17 protein-coding genes are annotated in these 21,636 nt (G+C 67.6%); 11 read left to right on the top strand and 6 right to left on the bottom strand.

All coding sequences use genetic code 11. The annotated features are described in order from the left end of the window. Window positions 1-6 precede the first annotated feature (6 nt). Window positions 7-1,044, bottom strand: a complete 1,038-nt coding sequence (gene bioB, locus ACZY0B_RS07600; protein ID WP_463763445.1) for a biotin synthase BioB — start codon at window positions 1,042-1,044, stop codon at window positions 7-9. A gap of 172 nt (window positions 1,045-1,216) precedes the next feature. Between bioB and ACZY0B_RS07595 the strand changes: the two genes are divergently transcribed. The 4 genes from ACZY0B_RS07595 (at window position 1,217) to ACZY0B_RS07580 (ending at window position 5,078) form a co-directional block, all read left to right on the top strand. After that, the gene (locus ACZY0B_RS07595; RefSeq protein ID WP_463763444.1) at window positions 1,217-1,396 is read left to right on the top strand and encodes a hypothetical protein; all 180 of its coding nucleotides are present in this window, start codon (window positions 1,217-1,219) and stop codon (window positions 1,394-1,396) included. 112 nt (window positions 1,397-1,508) lie between these two features. Further along, on the top strand, window positions 1,509-3,353 hold the full coding sequence (locus ACZY0B_RS07590; protein ID WP_463763554.1) for a hypothetical protein: 1,845 nt from the start codon (window positions 1,509-1,511) through the stop codon (window positions 3,351-3,353). A 4-nt stretch (window positions 3,354-3,357) separates the two neighbouring features. Then, on the top strand, window positions 3,358-3,720 hold the full coding sequence (locus tag ACZY0B_RS07585) for a hypothetical protein (protein WP_463763443.1): 363 nt from the start codon (window positions 3,358-3,360) through the stop codon (window positions 3,718-3,720). Then, window positions 3,717-5,078: a hypothetical protein gene (locus ACZY0B_RS07580; protein WP_463763441.1), complete on the top strand. Its 1,362-nt coding sequence runs from the start codon at window positions 3,717-3,719 to the stop codon at window positions 5,076-5,078. The genes ACZY0B_RS07585 and ACZY0B_RS07580 overlap by 4 nt, the downstream gene beginning before the upstream one ends. Here the strand turns inward: ACZY0B_RS07580 and ACZY0B_RS07575 are convergent. The 4 genes from ACZY0B_RS07575 to ACZY0B_RS07560 are packed head-to-tail and all read right to left on the bottom strand — an operon-like array spanning window position 5,075 to window position 8,739. Beyond that, the gene (locus ACZY0B_RS07575; protein ID WP_463763440.1) at window positions 5,075-5,581 is read right to left on the bottom strand and encodes a 2'-5' RNA ligase family protein; all 507 of its coding nucleotides are present in this window, start codon (window positions 5,579-5,581) and stop codon (window positions 5,075-5,077) included. The genes ACZY0B_RS07580 and ACZY0B_RS07575 overlap by 4 nt on opposite strands. Next, window positions 5,581-6,261 (bottom strand): dethiobiotin synthase, encoded by a 681-nt coding sequence (gene bioD / locus ACZY0B_RS07570; RefSeq protein WP_463763439.1) that lies wholly within the window; start codon window positions 6,259-6,261, stop codon window positions 5,581-5,583. Before bioD ends, ACZY0B_RS07575 begins: the two co-directional genes overlap by 1 nt. Further along, window positions 6,258-7,418 carry an 8-amino-7-oxononanoate synthase gene (locus ACZY0B_RS07565; RefSeq protein ID WP_463763438.1) on the bottom strand — a complete coding sequence of 387 codons (1,161 nt, stop codon included), beginning with the start codon at window positions 7,416-7,418 and terminating at the stop codon, window positions 6,258-6,260. Before ACZY0B_RS07565 ends, bioD begins: the two co-directional genes overlap by 4 nt. A 4-nt stretch (window positions 7,419-7,422) precedes the next feature. Continuing rightward, window positions 7,423-8,739 carry an adenosylmethionine--8-amino-7-oxononanoate transaminase gene (locus ACZY0B_RS07560; RefSeq protein ID WP_463763437.1) on the bottom strand — a complete coding sequence of 439 codons (1,317 nt, stop codon included), beginning with the start codon at window positions 8,737-8,739 and terminating at the stop codon, window positions 7,423-7,425. 161 nt (window positions 8,740-8,900) lie between these two features. On the opposite strand from ACZY0B_RS07560, the gene ACZY0B_RS07555 reads away from it, so the two are divergent. The 7 genes from ACZY0B_RS07555 to ACZY0B_RS07525 all read left to right on the top strand — a co-directional run bounded on the left by ACZY0B_RS07555 (window position 8,901) and on the right by ACZY0B_RS07525 (window position 20,293). Then, window positions 8,901-9,296: a hypothetical protein gene (locus ACZY0B_RS07555; RefSeq protein ID WP_463763552.1), complete on the top strand. Its 396-nt coding sequence runs from the start codon at window positions 8,901-8,903 to the stop codon at window positions 9,294-9,296. A gap of 308 nt (window positions 9,297-9,604) precedes the next feature. Beyond that, on the top strand, window positions 9,605-10,447 hold the full coding sequence (ripD, locus tag ACZY0B_RS07550) for an NlpC/P60 family peptidoglycan-binding protein RipD (protein ID WP_463763436.1): 843 nt from the start codon (window positions 9,605-9,607) through the stop codon (window positions 10,445-10,447). A 102-nt stretch (window positions 10,448-10,549) separates the two neighbouring features. Continuing rightward, window positions 10,550-12,721, top strand: coding sequence for an acyltransferase family protein (locus tag ACZY0B_RS07545; protein ID WP_463763435.1), 2,172 nt, complete (start codon window positions 10,550-10,552; stop codon window positions 12,719-12,721). Between the two features lie 112 nt (window positions 12,722-12,833). Further along, complete coding sequence (glgX, locus tag ACZY0B_RS07540; protein WP_463763551.1) at window positions 12,834-14,972, top strand: glycogen debranching protein GlgX; 2,139 nt, start codon at window positions 12,834-12,836, stop codon at window positions 14,970-14,972. Between the two features lie 3 nt (window positions 14,973-14,975). Next, the gene (treY, locus tag ACZY0B_RS07535) at window positions 14,976-17,276 is read left to right on the top strand and encodes a malto-oligosyltrehalose synthase (RefSeq protein ID WP_463763434.1); all 2,301 of its coding nucleotides are present in this window, start codon (window positions 14,976-14,978) and stop codon (window positions 17,274-17,276) included. Then, window positions 17,269-18,990: a malto-oligosyltrehalose trehalohydrolase gene (gene treZ, locus ACZY0B_RS07530; protein ID WP_463763433.1), complete on the top strand. Its 1,722-nt coding sequence runs from the start codon at window positions 17,269-17,271 to the stop codon at window positions 18,988-18,990. The genes treY and treZ overlap by 8 nt, the downstream gene beginning before the upstream one ends. 79 nt (window positions 18,991-19,069) lie before the next feature. After that, window positions 19,070-20,293, top strand: coding sequence for a serine hydrolase domain-containing protein (locus tag ACZY0B_RS07525; protein WP_463763432.1), 1,224 nt, complete (start codon window positions 19,070-19,072; stop codon window positions 20,291-20,293). A gap of 1 nt (window position 20,294) precedes the next feature. Here the strand turns inward: ACZY0B_RS07525 and ACZY0B_RS07520 are convergent, their stop codons facing one another. Beyond that, window positions 20,295-21,620 carry an aminotransferase class I/II-fold pyridoxal phosphate-dependent enzyme gene (locus ACZY0B_RS07520; protein WP_463763549.1) on the bottom strand — a complete coding sequence of 442 codons (1,326 nt, stop codon included), beginning with the start codon at window positions 21,618-21,620 and terminating at the stop codon, window positions 20,295-20,297. Window positions 21,621-21,636: the final 16 nt, after the last annotated feature.

Below are 21,636 nucleotides of genomic sequence, written 5' to 3'. Positions count from 1 at the left end.
TAGCCGCTACAAGCTGGCATTGAGCGCCTTGATGGGCATCTGCAAGTCCTCGAGCAATTCCAGATCGGATTCGGCGGGGCGGCCGAGTGTGGTCAGGTAATTCCCGACGATCACGGCGTTGATGCCGCCCAGGATGCCCTGCTTGGCGCCGAGGTCGCCCAGGGTGATCTCCCGGCCACCGGCGAAACGCAGCATGGTGCGCGGCAACGCCAACCGGAACGCCGCCACCGACTTCAACGCCTCGCTGACCGGCATCACCTCGAGGTCGCCGAACGGGGTGCCCGGCCGCGGGTTGAGGAAGTTCAGCGGCACCTCGTCGGGGTCGAGTTCGGAGAGGTCGGCGGCGAATTCTGCGCGCTGCTCGAGGGTCTCTCCCATGCCGAGGATGCCGCCGCAGCACACCTCCATGCCCGCGTCGCGCACCATCGTCAGGGTCTGCCAGCGCTCTTCCCAGGTGTGAGTGGTGACGACGTTGGTGAAGAACGATTTGGCGGTCTCCAAGTTGTGGTTGTAGCGGTGCACGCCCATCGCGGCGAGCTCGTCGACCTGTTCGGGAGAAAGCATGCCCAGCGAACAGGCGACGTTGATCTCGACCTCGTTGCGGATCGCCTCGATACCCGCCGCGACCTGGGACATCAGCCGCTTGTCCGGACCACGGACGGCGGCCACGATGCAGAACTCGGTGGCACCCGACTTCGCGGTTTGCTTGGCCGCCTCGACGAGGCTCGGAATGTCGAGCCAGGCGCTGCGCACCGGCGAGGCGAACAAGCCGGACTGGGAGCAGAAATGGCAGTCCTCGGGGCAGCCACCGGTCTTGAGGCTGATGATGCCCTCAACCTCGACCTCGGGGCCACACCAGCGCATCCGCACCTCGTGGGCCAGCCCAAGCAGCTCCTCGAGCCGCTCGTCGGACAGCTGCAGCACCGCAAGTACCTGGTCCCGGCTCAGTCCGTTGCCGTCCTCCAACACCTGCTGGCGGGCTACCGCCAGGATGTCTGCCTCATCGCCGGCGTCGGTGGTGGGTCGAGTTGCCGCTTGAGTCACCAAGTACTCCCCTGCATCTTTGTCGCGTCCGCGTCTGCGGTCACATTCGCCACAACGTCGTGGCAGCCTGAACGAAACGTGTTCAAAGTAGGGTAACGGCCCGCGCGTATCCGCCCGCGACGTGGGCGAGCCCGGGCCGAGGAAATGGCGACCGCAGGGGTATACGACCACCATGGCTGCTCAGCACGTCGAATACCTGGCACACCACTGGATTGTGTTGGCGGTGCCGGCCTTCTTGCCGGCCGTGATCGTGGTCGCCGTGGTCCTCTATGTCGCGTTGAAGGACCGCCGCGCCGGCCCGGCGGAGGATTCCCAGGAGCCGGCGAAAGCTCCCGACGACACGGGTGATTGACACACCCTCAATCGGGGCATTACACCTTGGATCGTCAACTTACCTGCCAGTAATAAGTGATCGTTGGATCGGATCTCCCGGGACGTCCCGGCGCAGTAGGGAGGACATGACAATGGTGTCAACGGGGCTACCGCTTCTCGCCGAGCCGTCGGCCCGCGGTGCGGGACTCAACCAGGTGATCGGGCTGTCGGTCGCCGCGATGGTCATCACGTTGGTCATGTTGTGGGTGGGCCATGCGCACCGCACTCATCGCATCACGTGGTTGACCCGGCTCGCCGACAAGTTGGGCGAGATATTCCACCGCCCGAGCTGGGTGGCGCTGCCCGTCCTGGTCTTCACCACGTCGATCATCTGCGCCCTGTTCGGCTTCATCTGGGACGTCAGCTGGCATATCGGCAACGGCCGCGACCCCGGGCCGCTGGCGAACCCGGCGCACTACTTCATCATCATCGGGCTGTTCGGGGTGTTCCTGGCCGGGATGATCTCGATCGTCCTCCCGTTCGAGAAGCCCGGCCCGGCGGCGGTGCGCATCACCCGCAACTGGCACGCACCGGTCGGCGGCGTGCTGATGGCCGGCTGCGGACTCTACGCGATGATCGGGTTCCCGCTCGACGACATCTGGCACCGGATCTTCGGCCAAGACGTCACCCTATGGGGCCCAACGCATTTGATGATGATCGGCGGCGCCTGCTTCTCACTGTTCGCGGTGCTGATGCTGGAGCGCGAGGGAGAGGCCGAACAGGCCTTGAAACAAGCCTCAGACGCCGCACACGGCGCATTCATCACCTTCCTGCGTTACCTGTCCTTCGGTGGAATGTTCATCGGGTTGTCCGTCTACCAAATCGAATACGACTTCGGTGTCGAGCAATTCCGCTTGGTGCTGCAGCCGATGATGATCGCCTTCGCGGCCTCCCTGGCGGCGGTCGCCGCCCGCGTCACGATGGGCCGCGGCGCGGCGATCATTGCGGCGTTGTTCGCCGTCGCGCTGCGCGGTGGGGTCGCGCTACTGGTGGGCCCCATCCTGGGCGCCCCGATCAACTGGTTCCCGATGTACCTGGGCCCCGCGCTGGTCGTCGAACTGGTGGCGCTGAGTCCACTGTTCAAGCGCCCCATCGCTTTTGGCGCCGTCTGTGGCCTGGCGGTGGCGACGGTCGGGCTGTGGCTGGAGTCGTTGTGGATTTCGGCCGTCTACCACTACCCGTGGCCGGTCAGCATGTGGGGCGAGGCGCTGGCCATGGCGGTACCGGTCGCAGTGCTGTCCGGGATGTGCGGGGCGATGTTCGGCATGGTGCTGTCCGGGCAGGGACTGCCCCGCCGCTCGATCGGCATCTCGGTGGTCGTCGCGACCGTCGTGGTGATCGGCGGCGCGGTGGCCAACGGCCTGCACATCGTGGTGCCGGAACATGGCAAGGCCACGATCACGCTGACCGAGCTGCCCAGTGCCCCCGGTAAGCGCATGGTGTCCGCCGATGTGCAGCTGACACCGACCAATACGGTCGGCCCGCAGCCGGATTGGGTGACGATTCTGTCCTGGCAGGGCCGAATGGAGAACGACCGAGGGCTGGTGGTCGACCGGCTCGACAAAGTCGGCCCGGGTCACTACCGCACTGCCGCGCCGGTCCCGGTGTGGGGTTCGTGGAAGACCTTGCTGCGGATTCAGGACGGCTACACGATGACGGGCGTACCGATCTACGAACCGGCCGACGACGCCATTCCGGCGGCCGAGGTTCCCGCCCTGTCCTCGATCGACCGGCCGTTCGTGCACGAGATCACCATCCTGCAGCGCGAACGCGACCAGAACGCCCCCGGGTGGCTGTACAACGCCGGTTCGCTCGTGGTGCTGATCCTGACGCTGATGGTCATCGCCGGCCTCACGTGGGGCGCGGGCCGCATCAACAATGCGCAGTCGGAACCGGAGCCGGTCGAGGAAAAGCAACCACTCCCGCGAGCGGCATAACGCAATGACGTTGCGCGGCAACCTGTTCGCGGCGTGGGTGACGGTGCTGATGTGCGGGCTGATCGCGTGCGGCGATTCGCCCGGCCAGGGCACGTCTGGACCGTTGAACATCGACGTCACCATCACCCACGGCCAGGTCACCCCGACGAACACGACGCTGCAGGCGAAGGTCAAGCAAGACATCACCGTGCACGTCGCCAGTGACGCCACCGACGAGCTGCACGTGCACTCGGTGCCCGATCACAAATTCCAGGTCGCGGCCGCGCCCAACCAAATCTTTCACTTCAGCGTCGAGGTCCCCGGCAACGTCGAAGTGGAGCTCCATCATCTGGACCGCACGATAGCGACGATTCAAGTCCAGCCGTGACGGCCGATCCTGTGCTGCTGGCGCATGGTCTGGGCGGGTCGGGCGATCTTCCGGTGCCCTACATGTACGCGATGGTGGGTGCGGCGTGGGCGCTGACGTTCACCTTCGCGGTGGTCGCCTTCGCTTGGCGGCGACCGCGATTCGATCCGGATGCGCCCGGCCACCCGCTGCCGGCGTGGGTGACGACGCTGGTCGACGCGCGCGCCACGCGCCGGGCGGTCGCGGCCGTGGGCCTGGCCTTCGGGGTGTGGGTGGTGCTGGCCGGGATCTTTGGTCCGCAAACGCAAGCCAACGGCCTGCTCGGGGCGTTCTACGTGCTGCTGTGGGTAGGGCTGGTCGCGCTCTCGCTGGCGTTCGGTCCGGTCTGGCGAATGATCTCACCGATGCGCACGGTGTACCTGCTGCTGCGGAGCGCGCTGCCGGAACGGCTGAGCCGGCCGCGGCTCTCCTACCCGGAAAGCTGGGGATACCGTCCGGCCGCGGCGGGGCTGTTCGCCTTCGTCTGGCTGGAACTGGCGAGCCCGAACTCCGCGTCGCTGCCCTGGGTGCGGGCCTGGCTGCTGGTCTACGCGGTGGTGTTGCTGGCCGGGGCGTGGCTGTGCGGCCAGCGCTCGCTGGCCAGGGCTGACCCGTTCGGCGTGCACAGCATGGCGGTGTCGCGGCTGTCCCCGTTTCGCCGCTCGACGACGTCCGGGCAGATCGTCATCGGCAACCCGTTCGACCATCTGCCGTCGCTGCCCGTGCGGCCGGGTGTGGTCGCGGTGCTGGCGGTGTTGCTCGGGTCGACGGCGTTCGACAGCTACTCGTCGTCGCCGACCTGGCGCAACTTCGCCGATGGGGTTTCGCACCATGCGCACGGCGTGCCGGCCACACTGGCGTCGTCGGCACTGAAGACGATCGGGTTGTTGGTCTTCATTTCGTTTGTTGCACTGACCTTTTCGCTTGCGGCGCGGGCAACCGGCGGGCTGGACCGCGAGCAGCGTCGCGCACTGCCGGGTCAGCTGGCGCACTCGCTGATCCCGATCGTGGTGGGCTACATCTTCGCTCACTATCTGTCCTATCTGGTCGAGCGCGGACAGCAGGCCGTGATCGCCCTCGCCGATCCGTTCGGCCAGGGCTGGAATCCGTTGGGGCTGGGGCACGCTCACGTGGCCTACGTGCTGTCTCAGCACCCGCCGGTGCTGGCCACAATCAAGGTCGCCTGCGTGGTGACCGGGCACATCGTGGCGGTGATCGCGGCGCACGACAAGGCGTTGCGGCTGCTGCCCGCCGGCCATCAGCTCACCGGGCAGCTGACCATGATGCTGGTCATGGTCGGCTACACGTTCACCGGCTTGTACCTGCTGTTCGGCGGCTAAAGCAGGTGTTCGACGCGCTTGTTGCCGTCCCAGCGGCGCAGGCCGGCGAAGCTGCCTTCGATCTGCGCCGGACGGCCCGCAATGCGCAACGCCCGTCCCAGCTGGGCGCCACCGACCCGGCGGGCCAGCGTGACATGGGCGGTCCACTGGCCGGGCAGGCTGTTGGCCATCGGCGCGGGCGCCAGGTACGGGCGGCACAGCCGGTGCACCTCGGCGTGCAGCGCCAACAGCTCGCTACTCGGCACCAGCAGCCGGGCGAACACCGCGCTGGTGCGGCCGAACAGCACGGGCGCGCCGATCAGCGCGTGCAGCGGAAGCCGTTGGCCGACCGGCCCCAGCAGCTCGTCGACCTCGGGGGAAATGGTTTCGGCGACGGCCAGCGTGACATGTGGACGACTGGCCGGGGCCAGGCTGGGGATCCCGGCGCCGGCCAGCTCTTCGGCGATCCGGCGGATCGCGGCCTCGGTGTCGCGGTCGAAGACCAGCTCGATCGAGTGCACCATCAGCGCACCAGCGACCTCACCCAGTCACTGTCGAACGCCGCTGCGCTCATCGTCGCGAAGTCGTCGACGGTCATGGCGCCGGCCCCGGCGGGCAGCGCGGCCCGTACCGGCGCCAGCCGGTCCAGGGCCGACCGGTTCGAGGTCTCGACCACTCCGGGGCGCGGCGGCCAGCTGCCGATTATCAACCCGGCACACGAAATATGTTGTCCGGCAAGTGATTCCACGGTGAGTGCGGTGTGGTTGAGGGTGCCCAGTTCCGCGGTGACGGTGACGAGCACGGCGGCACCCAGGTCGACGGCGAGATCGCGCAGGGTGACGCCGGCGTCGGCGATCTCGACCAGCAGCCCGCCGGCGCCCTCGACCAGGGTGAGCCGGCCCGGGCGGTCCAGGTCGCGGATGAGCCCCAGCATCTGATCGCGGGCCGGAAGGGGCATCCCGGCCTGCTCCGCCGCGGCGACGGGGGCCAGTGGTTGCGGATAGCGCGCCAGCCCGGCGGTCTCGGTCACCCCGGACAGCCGGGTCACCTCGGCGAGGTCGTCGTCACCGGAGTCGGTGCCGGTCTGAACGGGTTTGCACACCGCGACATCGAGCCCGGCCTGACGCGCATGACAGGCCAGCGCGGCGACGGCGACCGTCTTGCCCACCCCCGTGCCGGTACCCGTGACGACCAGGACGGTCAACGGCGCGCCACGGCAAGGACGTCGGTCAGCACGCGGCGCGCCACGTCCAACTCGGCGGCATCCAGGGAAGCACGCGCCGACAGCCGCAGCCGCGACGTCCCGGCGGGCACGGTCGGGGGCCGGAAGCAGCCCACCCGCACACCCGCGTCCAGGCAGGCGGTCGCGGCGGCCAGCGCCACCTCCGGTTCGCCCAGGATCACCGACACCACCGCCGACTGCGGCTCTTCGGGCACGTCGCAGATCCGGGCGAGTTCACGGGCATGCCGCAGCACCGCCTCGGGCCGCCACGCCTCGGTGCGCAGGACGTGCAGCGCGGACAGCGCGGCACCGACCGCGGCCGGGGCCAGGCCGGTGTCGAAGATGAACGGGCGGGCCGCGTCGATCAGATGAGCGCGCACCTCCGCGGGCCCCAGCACCATGCCGCCCTGGCTGCCGAGCGCCTTGGACAGCGTCGTGGTCATCACCACGTCGGGGGCACCGGCGAGTCCGAGCTCGTGCAGCAGCCCACGGCCGCCGCCGCGCACACCGAGCCCGTGTGCCTCGTCGACGATGAGCAGCGCCCGGTGCCGACGGCAGACGTCGTGCAACTCGCGCAGCGGGGCCAGCGCGCCGTCGGCGCTGAACACCGAGTCGGTGATGACGACGGCCCGCTCCTCGACGCGCGAGCTCAGCGCCGCATCGACAGCGTCGACATCGCGATGCGGCGTCACCGCCACCCGAGCCCGCGACAGCCGGCAGGCGTCCACCAGCGAGGCGTGCGAATGCGCGTCGGAAATCAGCAGCGAACCCGGGCCCGAGAGTCCGACGACGGCGCCGAGGTTGGCCGTGTATCCCGAGGAGAACAGCAGGCCCGCGGCGGCGCCGACGAAGTCGGCCAGCTCGGCCTCGAATTGCTGGTGCAGTTCGGTGTCGCCGGTGACCAGGCGAGAGCCGGTCGCCCCGGCTCCCCAGACGCGCAGCGCCGCGACGCCGCCTTCGATCACGTCGGGATGCTGCGACAGACCGAGGTAGTCGTTGGACGCCAGGTCAAGCTCGGTGGCGACCGCCGGGCGCGGCCGCAGCGAGCGACGCAGCCCGGCCTGGCGGCGCTGCTGTGCCACCTCCTCCAGCCAGGCCAGCGGGGAGACCTCGATCGGTGCCTGCTGGGTGGCCTTCATAGCCCTAAAGACTACGAGAGCCTACGAGCCTGGCGACCTCGACCATCGCCGAGGCGATCTGCGCGATGTCGGCGGACCCGCAGATGTAGGGCGGCATCGCGTAGATCAGGTTGCGGAACGGGCGCAGCCAGATGCCGTGGTCCAGCGCCGCCGGGGTGGCGACGGCCAAGTCGACCGGCCCGTCGCATTCGATGACGCCGATGGCGCCGCAGACCCGCACGTCGGCCACGCCGGGCAGCGCCCGTGCCGGCTCGAGCCCGTCTTTTAGCCCGGCCGCGATGTCGGCGACCCGCGACCGCCAATCCTGGGCCAGCAGCACCTCGACGCTGGCCACCGACACCGCACAGGCCAGCGGGTTGGCCATGAAGGTGGGGCCGTGCATCAGCGCGCCGGCCTCACCGGAGCTGATGGTGTGCGCGATGTCGGTGGTGCACAACGTCGCAGCCAGGCTGAGGTATCCGCCGGTCAGCGCCTTGCCGACGCACATGATGTCCGGGCTCACGCCGGCGTGGTCGGCGGCGAACAACTCGCCGGTGCGGCCGAAGCCGGTGGCGATTTCGTCGAAAATCAGCAGCACCTCGTGCCGGCGGCAGATGTCGCGCAGGTCGCGCAGATAGCGCGGGTCATGGAAGCGCATACCGCCTGCGCCCTGCACGACGGGTTCGACGACGACGGCCGCCAGTTCGGTCGCATGTTGAGTGAGTTGTTCCTCGAACGCCACGCTGTAGGCACGGTCGTAGTCGCTGGGCACCTGCGGCGCGAAGACCTGGGCGGCCAGGATGTCGGTCCACAGCGAGTGCATGCCGCCGTCGGGGTCGCAGATGCTCATCGGCGCGAAGGTGTCGCCGTGGTAGCCGCCCCGCCAGGTCATCAGCCGGTGCTTGCGGGGCCGGCCGCGGCTGCGCCAGTACTGCAGCGCCATCTTCACCGCGACCTCCACCGACACCGACCCGGAATCGCTGAAAAACACCGTTTCCAGACCGGCCGGGGTGATCTCCACCAGCAGCTGCGCCAGCCGCGCCGCCGGTTCGTGGGTCAGCCCGCCGAACATGACGTGGTTCATCGACCCCAGCTGGGCCGTCAGCGCCGCGTCCAGCACCGGGTGGCCATGACCGTGGATTGCGGTCCACCAGGAACTCATCGCGTCCAGCACCTCGACCCGCTGACCGTCCCTGACCAGCGTCAACCAGGCGCCGCGCGCACCGACGGCCACCATGGGGGCGACGGACTCACTGCCGATGGTGCTGTAGGGATGCCACAGATGCGCGGCGTCGATCGCGCTGATTTGCTCGGGCGTCAACCCGGATCTCGCCGCAGGCATAGAGACCGAGCGTAAAGCAGCCGGGTCGCACAAAACCCGGCCATCGGGGAGCATCTATCGGCATGGCGTTGCCGTACCCGTTCGAAGATCCGCACCGCGGCGACCGCGCCGGTTCCCCGCCGAGGGCCCAGCAGTCCGGCGATCCGGACAATTTTCAGCCAATGCCCTACGGCGACAACGACTCTGACAAACAGAAGTCACGTATCATTCGTCTTCGGGTGGCCCCCTGGGATCTGATCGCCACGATCACCCTGGTGGTGCTGCTCGTCATCCTGGCCACGGCGACAACGTGGCCAACCAGGCTCTACGGCTTCCTCGGTGAGGTGTGCACGGATGAATCGTGTGGACTGGTGCCCTTCGGAGTCGACGGGTACATCTACCCGGTGGTGTGGGGCGGTATCGGTGCGGCGATCGCCGCGGCGGGCGTTGGCCCGTTCGTTTCCCTGCTGAAGGGCTGGTACATGTCCTTCTGGCCGGTGCTGTCGCTCGCGATCATCATGGTGAGCTCCGTGGTCGGCGATTCGCTCACCGTCTTCAGCTCTCGTTACTGGCACTGATTCCGCCCCGCCGCCGCCCGCTGGGCGAGCGTTGCGACCGCGCACGGTGTGAGACCGAAATCACAACTGCCGATAAAGATTTGGGCTCGGCAGTCACCGTCCGGTCACGGTCCGACACCAAATCCTTCGTGGAGCTCACCAGCTATTTTCCGGGTGCGATTTCTGTTGTAAAAGTGTCTGTAGTGACTGGTGTGACTCAACGGGTGATCCGAATGATTCACGTTCCCGCAAGGAGGCGGCGTTCGACCCCCAACCCGGAGGTCGTCGCGAGTCAATACCCGACAGAGTTCAGGAAGGTTGGAACTCCAATGAAGCGCATCTACTCGTTAGCCATCGGGCTGGCCATGCTGGCGGCCCCGGTGGCGGCCCCGGCGATCGCCGCCGCCGACCCCGGCGTCCGGTCGACGGATTACCAGCAGGCCACCGACATCGTCGTCATGCGCGGTCTTTCGCAGCGCGGCGTGCCGTTCTCGTGGGCCGGTGGCGGCATCAACGGCCCCAGCCGCGGCACCGGTACCGGCATCAACACCGTCGGCTTCGACGCCTCGGGCCTGATGCAGTACGCCTACGCCGGCGCCGGGATCAAGCTGCCGCGTTCGTCCGGCGCCATCTACCGGGCCGGCCAGAAGGTCCTGCCGCAGCAGGCCCAGAAGGGCGACATGCTCTTCTACGGCCCCGAAGGCACGCAGAGCGTCGCGATGTACCTCGGGAACAACCAGATGCTCGAGGTGGGCGACGTCGTCCAGGTCTCGCCGGTGCGCGCCAACGGCATGACGCCGTATTTGGTCCGCGTTATCGGCGCGCCGCTGCAGCAGACCCCGTTACAGCAGCTCCCCGGCCAGACGCCCACGCAGCAGGCACCGCTGCAGCAGGTGCCCACGCAGCAAACCCCGCAAGCTCCGCTACAGCAGCCGCCGACCCAGCAGGTCCCGCTGCAGCAGGTTCCCACGCAGCAAACCCCGCTTCAGCAGGCCCCGTTGCAGCAGGCGCCGTTGCAGCAGACCCAGGGACAGGCACCGCTGCAACAGGCACCGTTACAGCAGATCCCGGCGCAGCAGGCACCGCTGCAGCAACCGGCGCAGCCGGCGCTGCCACAGCTGCCGAACCTGCAGACGTTTATGCAGCCGGCTCAACCAGGCGCCACGCGGTAGGTTTCGCGGTCGTTACAAAACGCCACTTGCTCCACTGAGCAGCATCGCCGAGAGGCGAGCGCTGAGGAGCAAGTGGCGTTTTTGGGTAAATTAACGGTGACCATGCAGACCACGTCACCGCCTCCGCGACCGGCCGCCTCGGCGGACCCGGGCGCTCCGGGGGCGCGCACCTCGGGCTCTGCGGGGTTCTATCGCTACGATCTCGACGGCGTGCGCGGCATCGCGATCGCGCTGGTCGCCGTGTTTCACATCTGGTTCGGCCGGGTCTCCGGCGGTGTGGACGTGTTCCTGGCGCTGTCCGGATTCTTCTTCGGCGGCAAGATCCTGCGCGCCGCGCTCAACCCGGCCGCCTCGCTGTCGCCCGTGGCCGAAGTCATCCGGCTGATCCGCCGCCTGGTTCCCGCCCTGGTCGTGGTCTTGGCCGGGTGCGCGGTACTGACCATCCTGGTGCAACCGCAAACCCGCTGGGAGACCTTCGCCGACCAGAGCCTGGCCAGCCTCGGTTACTACCAGAACTGGGAGCTGGCCAACAGCGCGTCTGACTACCTGCGGGCGGGCGAAGCCGTAAGCCCGTTGCAGCACATCTGGTCGATGTCGGTGCAGGGGCAGTTCTACGTCGCCTTCCTGCTGCTGATCGCCGGCTGCGCCGCCCTGTTCCGGCGCCCGCTCAAGACGCATCTGCGAACGTTGTTCCTGGTGCTGTTGAGCGCGTTGACGGTGGCCTCGTTCGTCTACGCGATCTTCGCGCACTCCGATGACCAGTCGATCGCCTACTACGACAGCTTCGCTCGCGGCTGGGAGTTGCTGTTGGGCGCGCTCGTCGGCGCGGCGGTTGCCTACATCCGGTGGCCGATGTGGCTGCGCACCACCGTCGCCAGCGTCGCGCTGGCGGCGATCGTGTCCTGCGGGGCGCTGATCGACGGCGTCAACGAATTTCCCGGGCCCTGGGCGCTGGTACCCGTCGGAGCCACCATGCTGATGATCCTCGCCGGGGCTAATCTGCAGGCCGATCCCGACACCCGGATGCCGCTGCCCAATCGGCTGCTGGCCACCCGGCCCCTGGTGGAACTGGGCGCCATCGCCTACTCGCTGTACCTGTGGCACTGGCCGCTGCTCATCTTCTGGCTGTCCTACACCGGCAACAAGCACGCCAACTTCGTCGAAGGCGCGGGGGTGCTGCTGGTCTCCGGGGTGCTCGCCTACCTGACCACCCAGCTCGTCGAGGATCCGCTGCGCTACCGGGCGCCGCAGGGATCCGCACCGGCAACAGCCGTCCCGGCCCTGCCCCCGTGGTCGCGGTTGCGCCGGCCGACGATGGCAATCGGTTCTGTGGTCGTGTTGCTGGGCGTCACGCTGACCGCGACCTCGTTCACCTGGCGTCAGCACGTCACGGTGTTGCGGTCCGCGGGCAAGGAACTCAGCGTGCTCAACCCGCAGGACTATCCCGGCGCCCGCGCCCTGACCGAACACGTGCGGGTGCCGACACTGCCGATGCGGCCCAGCGTCCTGGAGGTGAAGGAAGACCTGCCCGTCTCGACGCACGACGGCTGCATCAGTGACTTCGTCAACCCGGCAGTGGTCAACTGCGTGTACGGCGACCTCGCCGCCACGCGCACCATCGCACTGGCCGGCGGGTCACACGCCGAACACTGGCTACCGGCGCTGGATCTGCTCGGCCACGCGCATCACTTCAAAGTTGTGACATATCTCAAAATGGGCTGCCCGTTGTCCACCGAGCAGGTCCCGCTGATCATGGGCAACAACGCGCCCTACCCGCAGTGCCGCGAGTGGGTGCAGCGAACGATGGACAAGCTGGTCGCCGACCGGCCCGATTACGTGTTCACCACAACGACGCGCCCATGGAACATCAAGTCCGGTGACGTGATGCCCGCGACCTACATCGGGATCTGGCAGACGTTGTCCGTGAACAACATTCCGATCCTCGGCATGCGCGACACCCCCTGGTTGGTCAAGGACGGGCAGCCGTTCGATCCCGCGGATTGCTTGGCCAAGAAGGGCCGCAACGCCACGTCGTGCGCGATCAAGCGTTCCGACGTACTGTCCGATCGCAACCAAACCCTGGACTTCGTCGAGCAATTCCCGCTGCTCAAGGTGCTTGATATGTCAGATGCCATCTGCCGCAGCGATGTTTGTCGTCCGGTCGAAGGAAATGTGCTGATCTACCACGGTGCTCATCACCTGACGCCCACTTACATGCGAACCATGGCCCATGAGCTGGGCCGCCAGATCGCGGCTGCCACCGGCTGGTGGTAGCCCGGACAGGAACGTCCGCCGCGGATAAGGTCGAGTGGTGCCGTCAACCAATCCGGCTTCCAACCCGGCCGCAGCTTCGGGTGCTGCAACACCGAACGAAGCCACACCCACGCTGCCCACCGTTTGGCCAGGGGGTGCCTATCCCCTCGGGGCCACCTATGACGGGGCGGGCACTAACTTTTCGCTGTTCTCCGAGATCGCCGAAAAGGTCGACTTGTGCCTGATCGACGAGCGCGGCAACGAATCGCGGATCCCGCTCGACGAGGTCGACGGCTATGTGTGGCACGCCTACCTGCCGAACATCACCCCCGGTCAACGGTATGGGTTTCGGGTGCACGGCCCCTTCGATCCGGCGGCCGGTCACCGGTGCGATCCGAGCAAGCTGCTGCTTGACCCGTACGGGAAGTCGTTCGACGGGGATTTCACCTTCGGCCAGGCGTTGTTCTCCTATGACCTGGACGCCATCGACCCGGACGGCGACACCGCGATCACCGGCACTCCCCCGATGATCGACTCACTGGGCCACACGATGACCAGCGTGGTGATCAACCCGTTCTTCGACTGGGCCTTCGATCGCGCACCGCTGACCCCGTACCACGAGACGGTGATCTACGAAGCCCACGTCAAGGGCCTGACCAAGACCCACCCCGGCATCCCCGAGGGACTGCGGGGCACGTATGCCGCGTTGGCCCATCCGGTGATCATCGATCACCTCAAGTCACTCAACGTCACCGCGCTGGAACTCATGCCGGTACACCAGTTCATGCACGACGAACGACTGCTCGACCTCGGGCTGCGAAACTACTGGGGCTACAACACATTCGGGTTCTTCGCCCCGCATTACCAATACGCAGCGAACCGGCAGGCGGGCGGCGCCGTCGCCGAATTCAAGATGATGGTGCGCAGCCTGCACGAAGCCGGCATCGAGGTCATCCTCGACGTCGTCTACAACCACACCGCCGAAGGCAACCACCTGGGGCCGACCATCAACTTCCGCGGCATCGACAACAGCGCCTACTACCGGCTGGTCGACGAGGACCTGCGGCTGTACAAGGACTACACCGGCACCGGCAACAGCCTGAACCCGCGCCACCCGCACGTCCTGCAGCTGATCATGGACTCGCTGCGCTACTGGGTGACCGAAATGCACGTCGACGGGTTCCGCTTCGATCTGGCCGCCACGCTGGCCCGCGAGCTGCACGACGTGGACCGACTGAGCGCGTTCTTCGATCTGGTCCAACAGGATCCGATCGTCAGCCAGGTCAAATTGATCGCCGAGCCGTGGGATGTCGGTGAGGGTGGTTACCAGGTCGGCAACTTCCCGGGTTTGTGGACCGAGTGGAACGGGAAGTATCGCGATACTGTGCGTGACTACTGGCGGGGTGAGCCCGCAACCCTGGGCGAGTTCGCTTCCCGGCTGACCGGGTCGTCGGACTTGTATGCGGCGAGCAGCCGACGGCCGAGCGCCAGCATCAACTTCGTCACCGCGCACGACGGGTTCACCCTCAACGACTTGGTCTCCTACAACGAGAAACACAACCAGGCCAACGGCGAGGACAACCGCGACGGGGAAAGCCACAACCGGTCGTGGAACTGTGGCGTCGAAGGTCCCACCGACGACCCCGAGATCGTCGAGCTGCGCTCCCGACAGATGCGCAACTTCTGGGCCACCCTGATGGTCAGCCAGGGCACGCCGATGATCACGCACGGCGACGAGGTCGGGCGCACCCAGCAGGGCAACAACAACGCCTACTGCCAGGACTCCGAATTGGCTTGGATCGACTGGTCTTTGGTGGACAAGAATGCCGACCTGCTGGCCTTCGCGCGCAAGGTGACCAAATTGCGCAGGAAACATCCGGTGTTTCGCCGGCGCAGATTCTTCGACGGCGAGCCTATCCGCAGCGGGGACGAAGTCCGCGACATCGCCTGGCTGACGTCGGCCGGCCGGGAGATGACGCACGACGACTGGAACCAGGGGCTGGACAAGTGCGTCGCGGTGTTCCTCAACGGAGAGGCCATCACCGCACCCAATGCCCGGGGCGAACGCGTGGTCGACGACTCGTTTCTGTTGTGCTTCAACGCCCACAAGCGTGCGGTGGAGTTCGTCACGCCGCACGACGACTATGCGCGCGAGTGGACCGTGGAGATCGATTCCAACCATCCCGCCGGGGACGCCGACCTCGTGGTGGCCGCCGAGGAGAAGTTGACCATGCCGGGCTGCTCGGTGCTGATTCTGCGAAAGACCGCCTGACATATGGCTTTTCCGGTGCTCGCCACCTACCGGTTACAAATGCGCGGTGCCTCCAGTGGCAGTGCGTTCACGTTCGCCGATGCGGAAAACCTGCTGGACTACCTCGACGCGCTCGGGGTGTCGCATCTGTACCTGTCCCCCATCCTGTCCGCGGTGCCCGGGTCGACTCATGGATACGACGTCACCGACCCGACGACGGTGTCGCCGGAGCTCGGCGGCGCCGAGGGTCTGGCGCGGTTGTCGGCGGCGGCCACGGCGCGCGGTATGGGGCTGATCGTCGACATCGTGCCCAACCACGTCGGGGTCGACCAGCCTGACCAGAACGCATGGTGGTGGGACGTCTTGCGGCATGGCCGATCATCTTCCTATGCAACGTTTTTCGACATCGACTGGGACCTCGACGAGCAAGGCCGCATCGTGCTGCCGGTGCTGGGTTCCGACGACGATGTCGCCGACCTGAAGGTGGACGGCGACCTGCTGCGGTTGGGTGACCTGGCGCTGCCCATCGCCCCCGGCACCGGCGACGGCACCGGCCCCCAGGTGCACGAACGCCAGCACTACCGGTTGGTGGGCTGGCGCAACGGGATCGTCGGCTATCGGCGGTTCTTCTCGATCACCTCGCTGGCCGGGCTGCGCCAGGAGGATCGCGCGGTATTCGACGCCAACCATGCCGAGATCGCCCGCTGGTTCCGCGAAGGGCTTGTCGACGGCGTGCGCATCGACCACCCCGACGGATTAACCGACCCGAGCGGCTATCTGGCGTGGCTGCGCGACCTGCTGGGGCCCGCGGCGTGGATAGTCATCGAGAAGATCCTGGCCGTCGACGAGGCCCTGGAGCCGACGCTGCCGATCGACGGCACCACCGGCTACGACGTATTGCGGGAAGTGGGCGGAGTTTTCGTCGACCCGGCCGGAGCGCCGGCGCTGACCGAGCTGGTCGAGTCGGCGGGTGTGGACTACCACGGCATCCCCCAGCTCTTGGCGGACCTCAAGGTGCAGGTGGCCACCGGGACCCTCGCCAGCGAGCTGGCCAGGCTGCGGCGAGCCATCGCGGCGACCGCCGGCACCGACCACCCGCTGCTGCCCGACGCGGTGGCCGCCCTGCTCAGCCACATCGATGTCTACCGCAGCGACTACCTCGGCCTGAGCGCTATCCTGCCCACCGCGCTTGCCGAAACCCAAGCCGCACGACCAGAACTCGGCCCGCCGCTGCAGGTGCTCGCCGCGGCGCTGGCCCACGGTGGCGAACCGGCGGCGCGACTGCAACAACTCTGTGGCGCGGTGACGGCCAAGGCCGTAGAGGACTGCCTGTTCTACCGCGACGCCCGGCTCGTCTCGCTCAACGAGGTGGGTGGCGAACCGCACCGGTTCGGCGTCGGCACCGCCGAGTTTCACCACAGCGCCGGCACCCGCGCCCGGCTGTGGCCGCAGGCGATGACCACGCTGTCCACCCACGACACCAAGCGCGGCGAGGATGTGCGCGCCCGCATCGGCGTGCTGTCGCAGGTGCCGTCACTCTGGACCGAGTTCCTCGCCCGCTGGGAACGCGAGGCGCCCTCCCCCGATGCCTCGACCGGACAGTTCCTGTGGCAGAACATCTTCGGGGTGTGGCCGCCTAACGGTGAGGTCACCGGCCAGTTGCGCGACCGGCTGCACGGATACGCCGAGAAGGCCATCCGGGAAGCAGCGGTGCACACCTCGTGGAACGACCCGGACACCGCGTTCGAAGATGCGACCCATCGCTGGCTGGATACCGTGCTGGACGGGCCGGTGGCCGGCCAGCTGACCGAGCTTGTCGCCCAGCTCAATCCGCACGCCGCCGGTGACGCGCTGGGCCAGAAGCTGCTCGCGCTCACCGTGCCCGGCATTCCAGACGTCTACCAGGGCACCGAGCTGTGGGACGACAGCCTGGTCGACCCCGACAACCGCAGGCCCGTCGATTACGCCGCTCGCAGAGCCGCTCTCGCCGACTTACAACACCCGAAGCTGCGGGTCGTCACGACGGCGTTGCGGCTACGCCGCTCCCGCCCGGACAGCTTCCGGCACGGCGACTACGTTCCGGTGCTGGCCGGCGGCGACGCCAGTGATCATGTCGTGGCGTTTCGGCGCGGCGACGACGTCCTGGTCGCGGTCACCCGCTGGACGGTGCGACTGGCCGAAACAGGTTGGGGCAACACCGTACTGCCGCTACCCGAGGGCTCCTGGACCGACACCCTCACCGGCGCGATGGCCAGCGGGCCGACGTCGACCGAAGAATTGTTCGCCAACCTGCCCGTCGTGCTCTTGGAGCGAAACAATGGCTGAATTTCGGGTCTGGGCTCCCACACCCGCGCTGGTACGCCTCGACGTCGACGGAGCGGTGCATGCGATGACCCGCGCGCAAGACGGCTGGTGGCACGCCGTTGTCGACGCACCGGAAGGCGCCCGCTACGGGTTCCTGCTCGACGACGACCCCAAAGTGCTGCCCGACCCGCGATCACCCCGTCAACCCGACGGGGTGCATGCCCGCTCACAGTTGTGGGAGCCCAGCCACACCTGGACGGATGGCGAGTGGGCCGGCCGGACGGTCGAGGGCGCGGTGATCTACGAGCTGCACGTCGGAACCTTCACCACCGCGGGGACTTTCGATGCCGCGATCGAGAAACTGGACTATCTGGTCGATCTCGGGATCGACTTCGTCGAGCTGATGCCGGTCAATTCCTTCGCCGGAACCCATGGCTGGGGATATGACGGCGTGCTGTGGTACAGCGTGCACGAGGCCTACGGCGGCCCGGACGGCCTGGTCCGGTTCGTCGACGCCTGCCACGCGCGTGGGTTGGGCGTCCTGATCGACGCGGTGTTCAACCATTTCGGGCCGTCCGGAAATTACCTGCCGCGGTTCGGCCCGTACCTGTCGTCGGGCAGTAACCCGTGGGGGGAAGGCGTCAACATCGCCGACGCCGACTCCGATGAGGTACGCCGTTACATCATCGGCTGCGCGCTGCGCTGGATGCGCGACTTCCACGCCGACGGGCTGCGACTGGACGCCGTGCATGCGCTGGTGGACACCACGGCCGTGCATATCCTCGAAGAGATGGCGACCGAAACTGATTGGCTGTCACAACAAGTGGGCCGGCCGCTGTCGCTGGTCGCCGAAAGCGACCTCAACGACCCGCGGCTGATCACCCCGCGTGATCACTTCGGCCACGGCATCACCGCGCAGTGGGATGACGATATCCATCACGCCATCCACACCGCGGTGTCCGGCGAACGCCAGGGCTACTACGCGGACTTCGGTTCGCTGGCCACGCTGGCGGAAACGCTTCGCGGTGGCTTCTTCCACGCCGGCACCTATTCGTCGTTCCGCCGGCGCCGGCACGGCCGCCCACTGGACATCAAAGCCATCCCGGCCAGCCGGTTACTCGCCTACACCTGCACACACGACCAGGTCGGCAACCGCGCGCTCGGGGACCGGCCGTCGCAGCGCCTGACCGGCGGACAGCTGGCGATCAAGGCCGCCCTGGTTCTGGGGTCGCCCTACACCGCAATGCTTTTCATGGGCGAGGAGTGGGGGGCGTCGACGCCATTCCAGTTCTTCAGTTCGCACCCCGAACCGGAGCTGGCCCGGGCCACCGCCCAGGGGCGTAAGGCCGAGTTCGCCGAGCACGGCTGGGATGCCGATGACATACCCGACCCGCAGGATCCCCAGACATTTGCGCGCTCCAAGCTGAACTGGGGCGAGGTCGAATCCGGGGAGCATGCGCGGCTGCTTGGTTTCTACCGCGACCTGATCACCTTGCGGCGCAACGACCCCGACATGGCCGACCCCTGGCTCGAACACCTCACCGTCGACTACGACGAGGAACTGCACTGGATCACCTTGTCCCGCGGACAGTTACGCATCGTGTGCAACCTCGGCACCGAACCGGTGACGGTACCGGTCGCGGGAGACCTCGTCCTCGCGTGGGGTGAAGCGACCGGCAGCGGTGACGGCACGGCGCTGGAAGGCCATTCGGTCGCGATACTGCGGCACGGATAGCCGTAAACTCGCCACATGGCCGAGCCACCTGCGCGCTAGCGCTACCATCACCGCACCGACAACTGCGACGGAGCAGAACATGGCGCAACAGGTCCAGATCCCGCTCATCGGGGGCGATGTCGACGAGGGCTACGGCAAGGTCGCCGACGCCTTCCGTCGCAACCTGAGCAGCGGCCAGGAGATCGGCGCCGCGATCGCGGTCTATCGGGACGGCCGCAAGGTTGTCGACTTGTGGGGCGGCTATCGCAACGGGAACACCCGGGCGCCGTGGCAGCAGGACACCCTCGTCAACGTCTTCTCGACCACCAAAGGCATTGCCTCCCTTGCTGTTGCGGTAGCCGCATCCAGGGGTTACCTCTCGTATGACGCCAAAGTCACCGACTACTGGCCGGAATTCGCCCAGGCCGGCAAAGACGCGGTCACCGTGCGGCAGCTGCTGGCGCATCAGGCCGGGTTGCCCGTCGTCAAACCACCACTGACCCTGCAGGAATTGGCCGACCCACCAAAGATGTCGGCGAAGCTCGCCGCGCAGGTGCCGGCATGGACGCCCGGGACGCGACACGGCTACCACGGCATCACGCTTGGCTGGTACGAAGGCGAACTGATCCGCCGAACCGACTCCGCCGGGCGTTCGTTGGGGCGGTTCTTCGCCGAGGAGATCGCCGGACCGCTGGCGCTGGATCTGTACATCGGCCTGCCGGACTCGGTTGACCGCGATCGCGTCGCCCACTTGGATGCCTGGTCCTTTCCGGAACTGCTGCTGCATCTCAACACGATGCCGACGCGTTTTGTGCTGGCGTTGTTCAACCCGTTCGACCTGGCGGCGCCGTCACTGCTTTTCGCCGAGGGAATTAAAACGCCCGAGGCGTTCAACCGCGACGAGCTGCGCGTGGTGGAGATGCCCGCGGTCAACGGCACCGCCACGGCGCGGTCGATCGCCAAGCTGTACGGCAGCGCGGCCACCGGCGGTGCCGAGCTCGGCTTGACCGCCGGCACCCTGGAGGCGCTGCACAAGCCCGCGCTGCCACCGACTAAAGGATTGCGCGACAAGGTGTTACATGTCGACACAACGTTCTCCCTGGGCTTCAACAAGCCCATCCCGCTGTGCATGTTCGGTTCATCGGACAATGCGTTCGGAACGCCGGGAGCGGGTGGCTCGTTCGGATTCGCGGACCCGGACACCGGCATCGGATACGGCTACGTGATGAACAAGCTGGGCTTCCACCTGGTCAGCGATCCCAGAGAACTCGCCCTTCGCACGGCGCTATTCCAGGATGCCCTGGGCACCAGGCCCCAAGCCTGACCTACACGCTGGAACGGCCGGCGGTGCGCATCGCCTCGGCGATCGAATCAGCGAGCGGATCGATCTCGCCGTCGGCCAAATCCGCGATGGTGACCCGGATTCCCGGCGGCGTGCCGATCCGGAACCGGGTCCCGGGCGCCGCGGCCCAACCCGAGTTGATCAGCCGGGTGATCGCGACCGTCTCGTCGGGCACCGGGATCCAGACGTTGAGCCCGGAGCGACCGTAGGCGGTGATACCGCGGTCGGCCAACGCGGCGCGCAGCCGCGTCCGGTTGGCGGTGTAGCGCTGCTCGGCCTCGCGGATCAGACGCGACGCGGCGTCGTCGGACCATAGGCTCACCGCCAGGTCTTGCAGCAGATGGCTCACCCACCCCGGCCCCAGGCGCAGTCGCCCATGCACCCGCTCGACGGTGCGCTGATCGCCGGCGAGCACGGCCACCCGCAGGTCGGGACCGTAGGCCTTCGATGCCGACCGCACGAACGCCCAGTGGGTGGTCGATCCGGCCAGCGAATGCAAGGGCACACCGGAAATGCCGGCGCAGTGATCGTCCTCGACGAGCAGCAGGTCGTCGTCGCGGCTCCCCAACAAGTCCCGCAGCTCGCCGGCGCGTTGCGCGGACAACGCCGCACCGGTCGGGTTCTGCGCGCGGGTGGTGACGATCAGCGCGCGCACCCCGCGGCCCAGCGCCCGCGCGACGTCGGCAACCAGCGGCCCATCGTCGTCCACGCGCACCGGCTCGGCCGAAAGCCCCAGCGCGGCAAGCAGATCCAGTAAGTTGGCCCAGCCCGGATCCTCGACAGCCACCCGGTCGCCGGGACGCAGGTGGGCGGTGAGCGCCCGCTCGATACCGTCCAGCGCCCCGCTCGTCACCGCCAGGTGATCGGCCGGAACACCGTCGGCGCCCAGCGCCGCACGGGCGTAGTCGACCAACTCCGGCGACGTGGCCGGCTCCCCGTACAGCACCGGGCGTCGATTCGGATGATGTTGCGGTACAGCAGCAATGGGAAGTAGCGCGGGATCCGGGTTGCCGGTGGACAGATCGCGGACGCCCGCGGGGATGTCCAGGCCGAGCAGCGAGCGCGGCGTGGTCGCGGGGCGGTGACGCACCCGGGTGCCGCGCCTCCCCGAGGTCTCGACGGCCCCGCGATCGCGCAGTATGCGGTAGGCCGCGGCGGCGGTGTTGGCATTCACCCCGAGTCGCGTCGCCAGCTCCCGCACCGGGGGTAAGGCGTCACCGGGCGCCAGCGCGCCCGCCGAAATTCCTTCTTCGATGTTGGCGGCTATCGACTCCGCGCCCGTTCCCGCTATGCTGTATTGCACTGGCACATTAATCATTATGTAC

Source organism: Mycobacterium sp. IDUB_19 (assembly GCF_055419445.1).
The sequence above is the reverse complement of the archived record's forward strand: the minus strand, read 5'-3'. Positions and strand labels throughout refer to the sequence as shown.

What these genes read in the sequence shown, in the direction of transcription:
- ACZY0B_RS07560 (WP_463763437.1), bottom strand. Translation starts at nt 8,739, where the DNA reads ATGCCTGCGGCGAGATCCGGGTTGACGCCCGAGCAAATCAGCGCGATC.
- ACZY0B_RS07575 (WP_463763440.1), bottom strand. Translation starts at nt 5,581, where the DNA reads ATGGTGCACTCGATCGAGCTGGTCTTCGACCGCGACACCGAGGCCGCG.
- treY (WP_463763434.1), top strand. Translation starts at nt 14,976, where the DNA reads ATGGCTTTTCCGGTGCTCGCCACCTACCGGTTACAAATGCGCGGTGCC.
- ACZY0B_RS07590 (WP_463763554.1), top strand. Translation starts at nt 1,509, where the DNA reads ATGGTGTCAACGGGGCTACCGCTTCTCGCCGAGCCGTCGGCCCGCGGT.
- treZ (WP_463763433.1), top strand. Translation starts at nt 17,269, where the DNA reads ATGGCTGAATTTCGGGTCTGGGCTCCCACACCCGCGCTGGTACGCCTC.
- ACZY0B_RS07525 (WP_463763432.1), top strand. Translation starts at nt 19,070, where the DNA reads ATGGCGCAACAGGTCCAGATCCCGCTCATCGGGGGCGATGTCGACGAG.
- ACZY0B_RS07595 (WP_463763444.1), top strand. Translation starts at nt 1,217, where the DNA reads ATGGCTGCTCAGCACGTCGAATACCTGGCACACCACTGGATTGTGTTG.
- ripD (WP_463763436.1), top strand. Translation starts at nt 9,605, where the DNA reads ATGAAGCGCATCTACTCGTTAGCCATCGGGCTGGCCATGCTGGCGGCC.
- ACZY0B_RS07565 (WP_463763438.1), bottom strand. Translation starts at nt 7,418, where the DNA reads ATGAAGGCCACCCAGCAGGCACCGATCGAGGTCTCCCCGCTGGCCTGG.
- ACZY0B_RS07545 (WP_463763435.1), top strand. Translation starts at nt 10,550, where the DNA reads ATGCAGACCACGTCACCGCCTCCGCGACCGGCCGCCTCGGCGGACCCG.
- ACZY0B_RS07585 (WP_463763443.1), top strand. Translation starts at nt 3,358, where the DNA reads ATGACGTTGCGCGGCAACCTGTTCGCGGCGTGGGTGACGGTGCTGATG.
- ACZY0B_RS07555 (WP_463763552.1), top strand. Translation starts at nt 8,901, where the DNA reads ATGCCCTACGGCGACAACGACTCTGACAAACAGAAGTCACGTATCATT.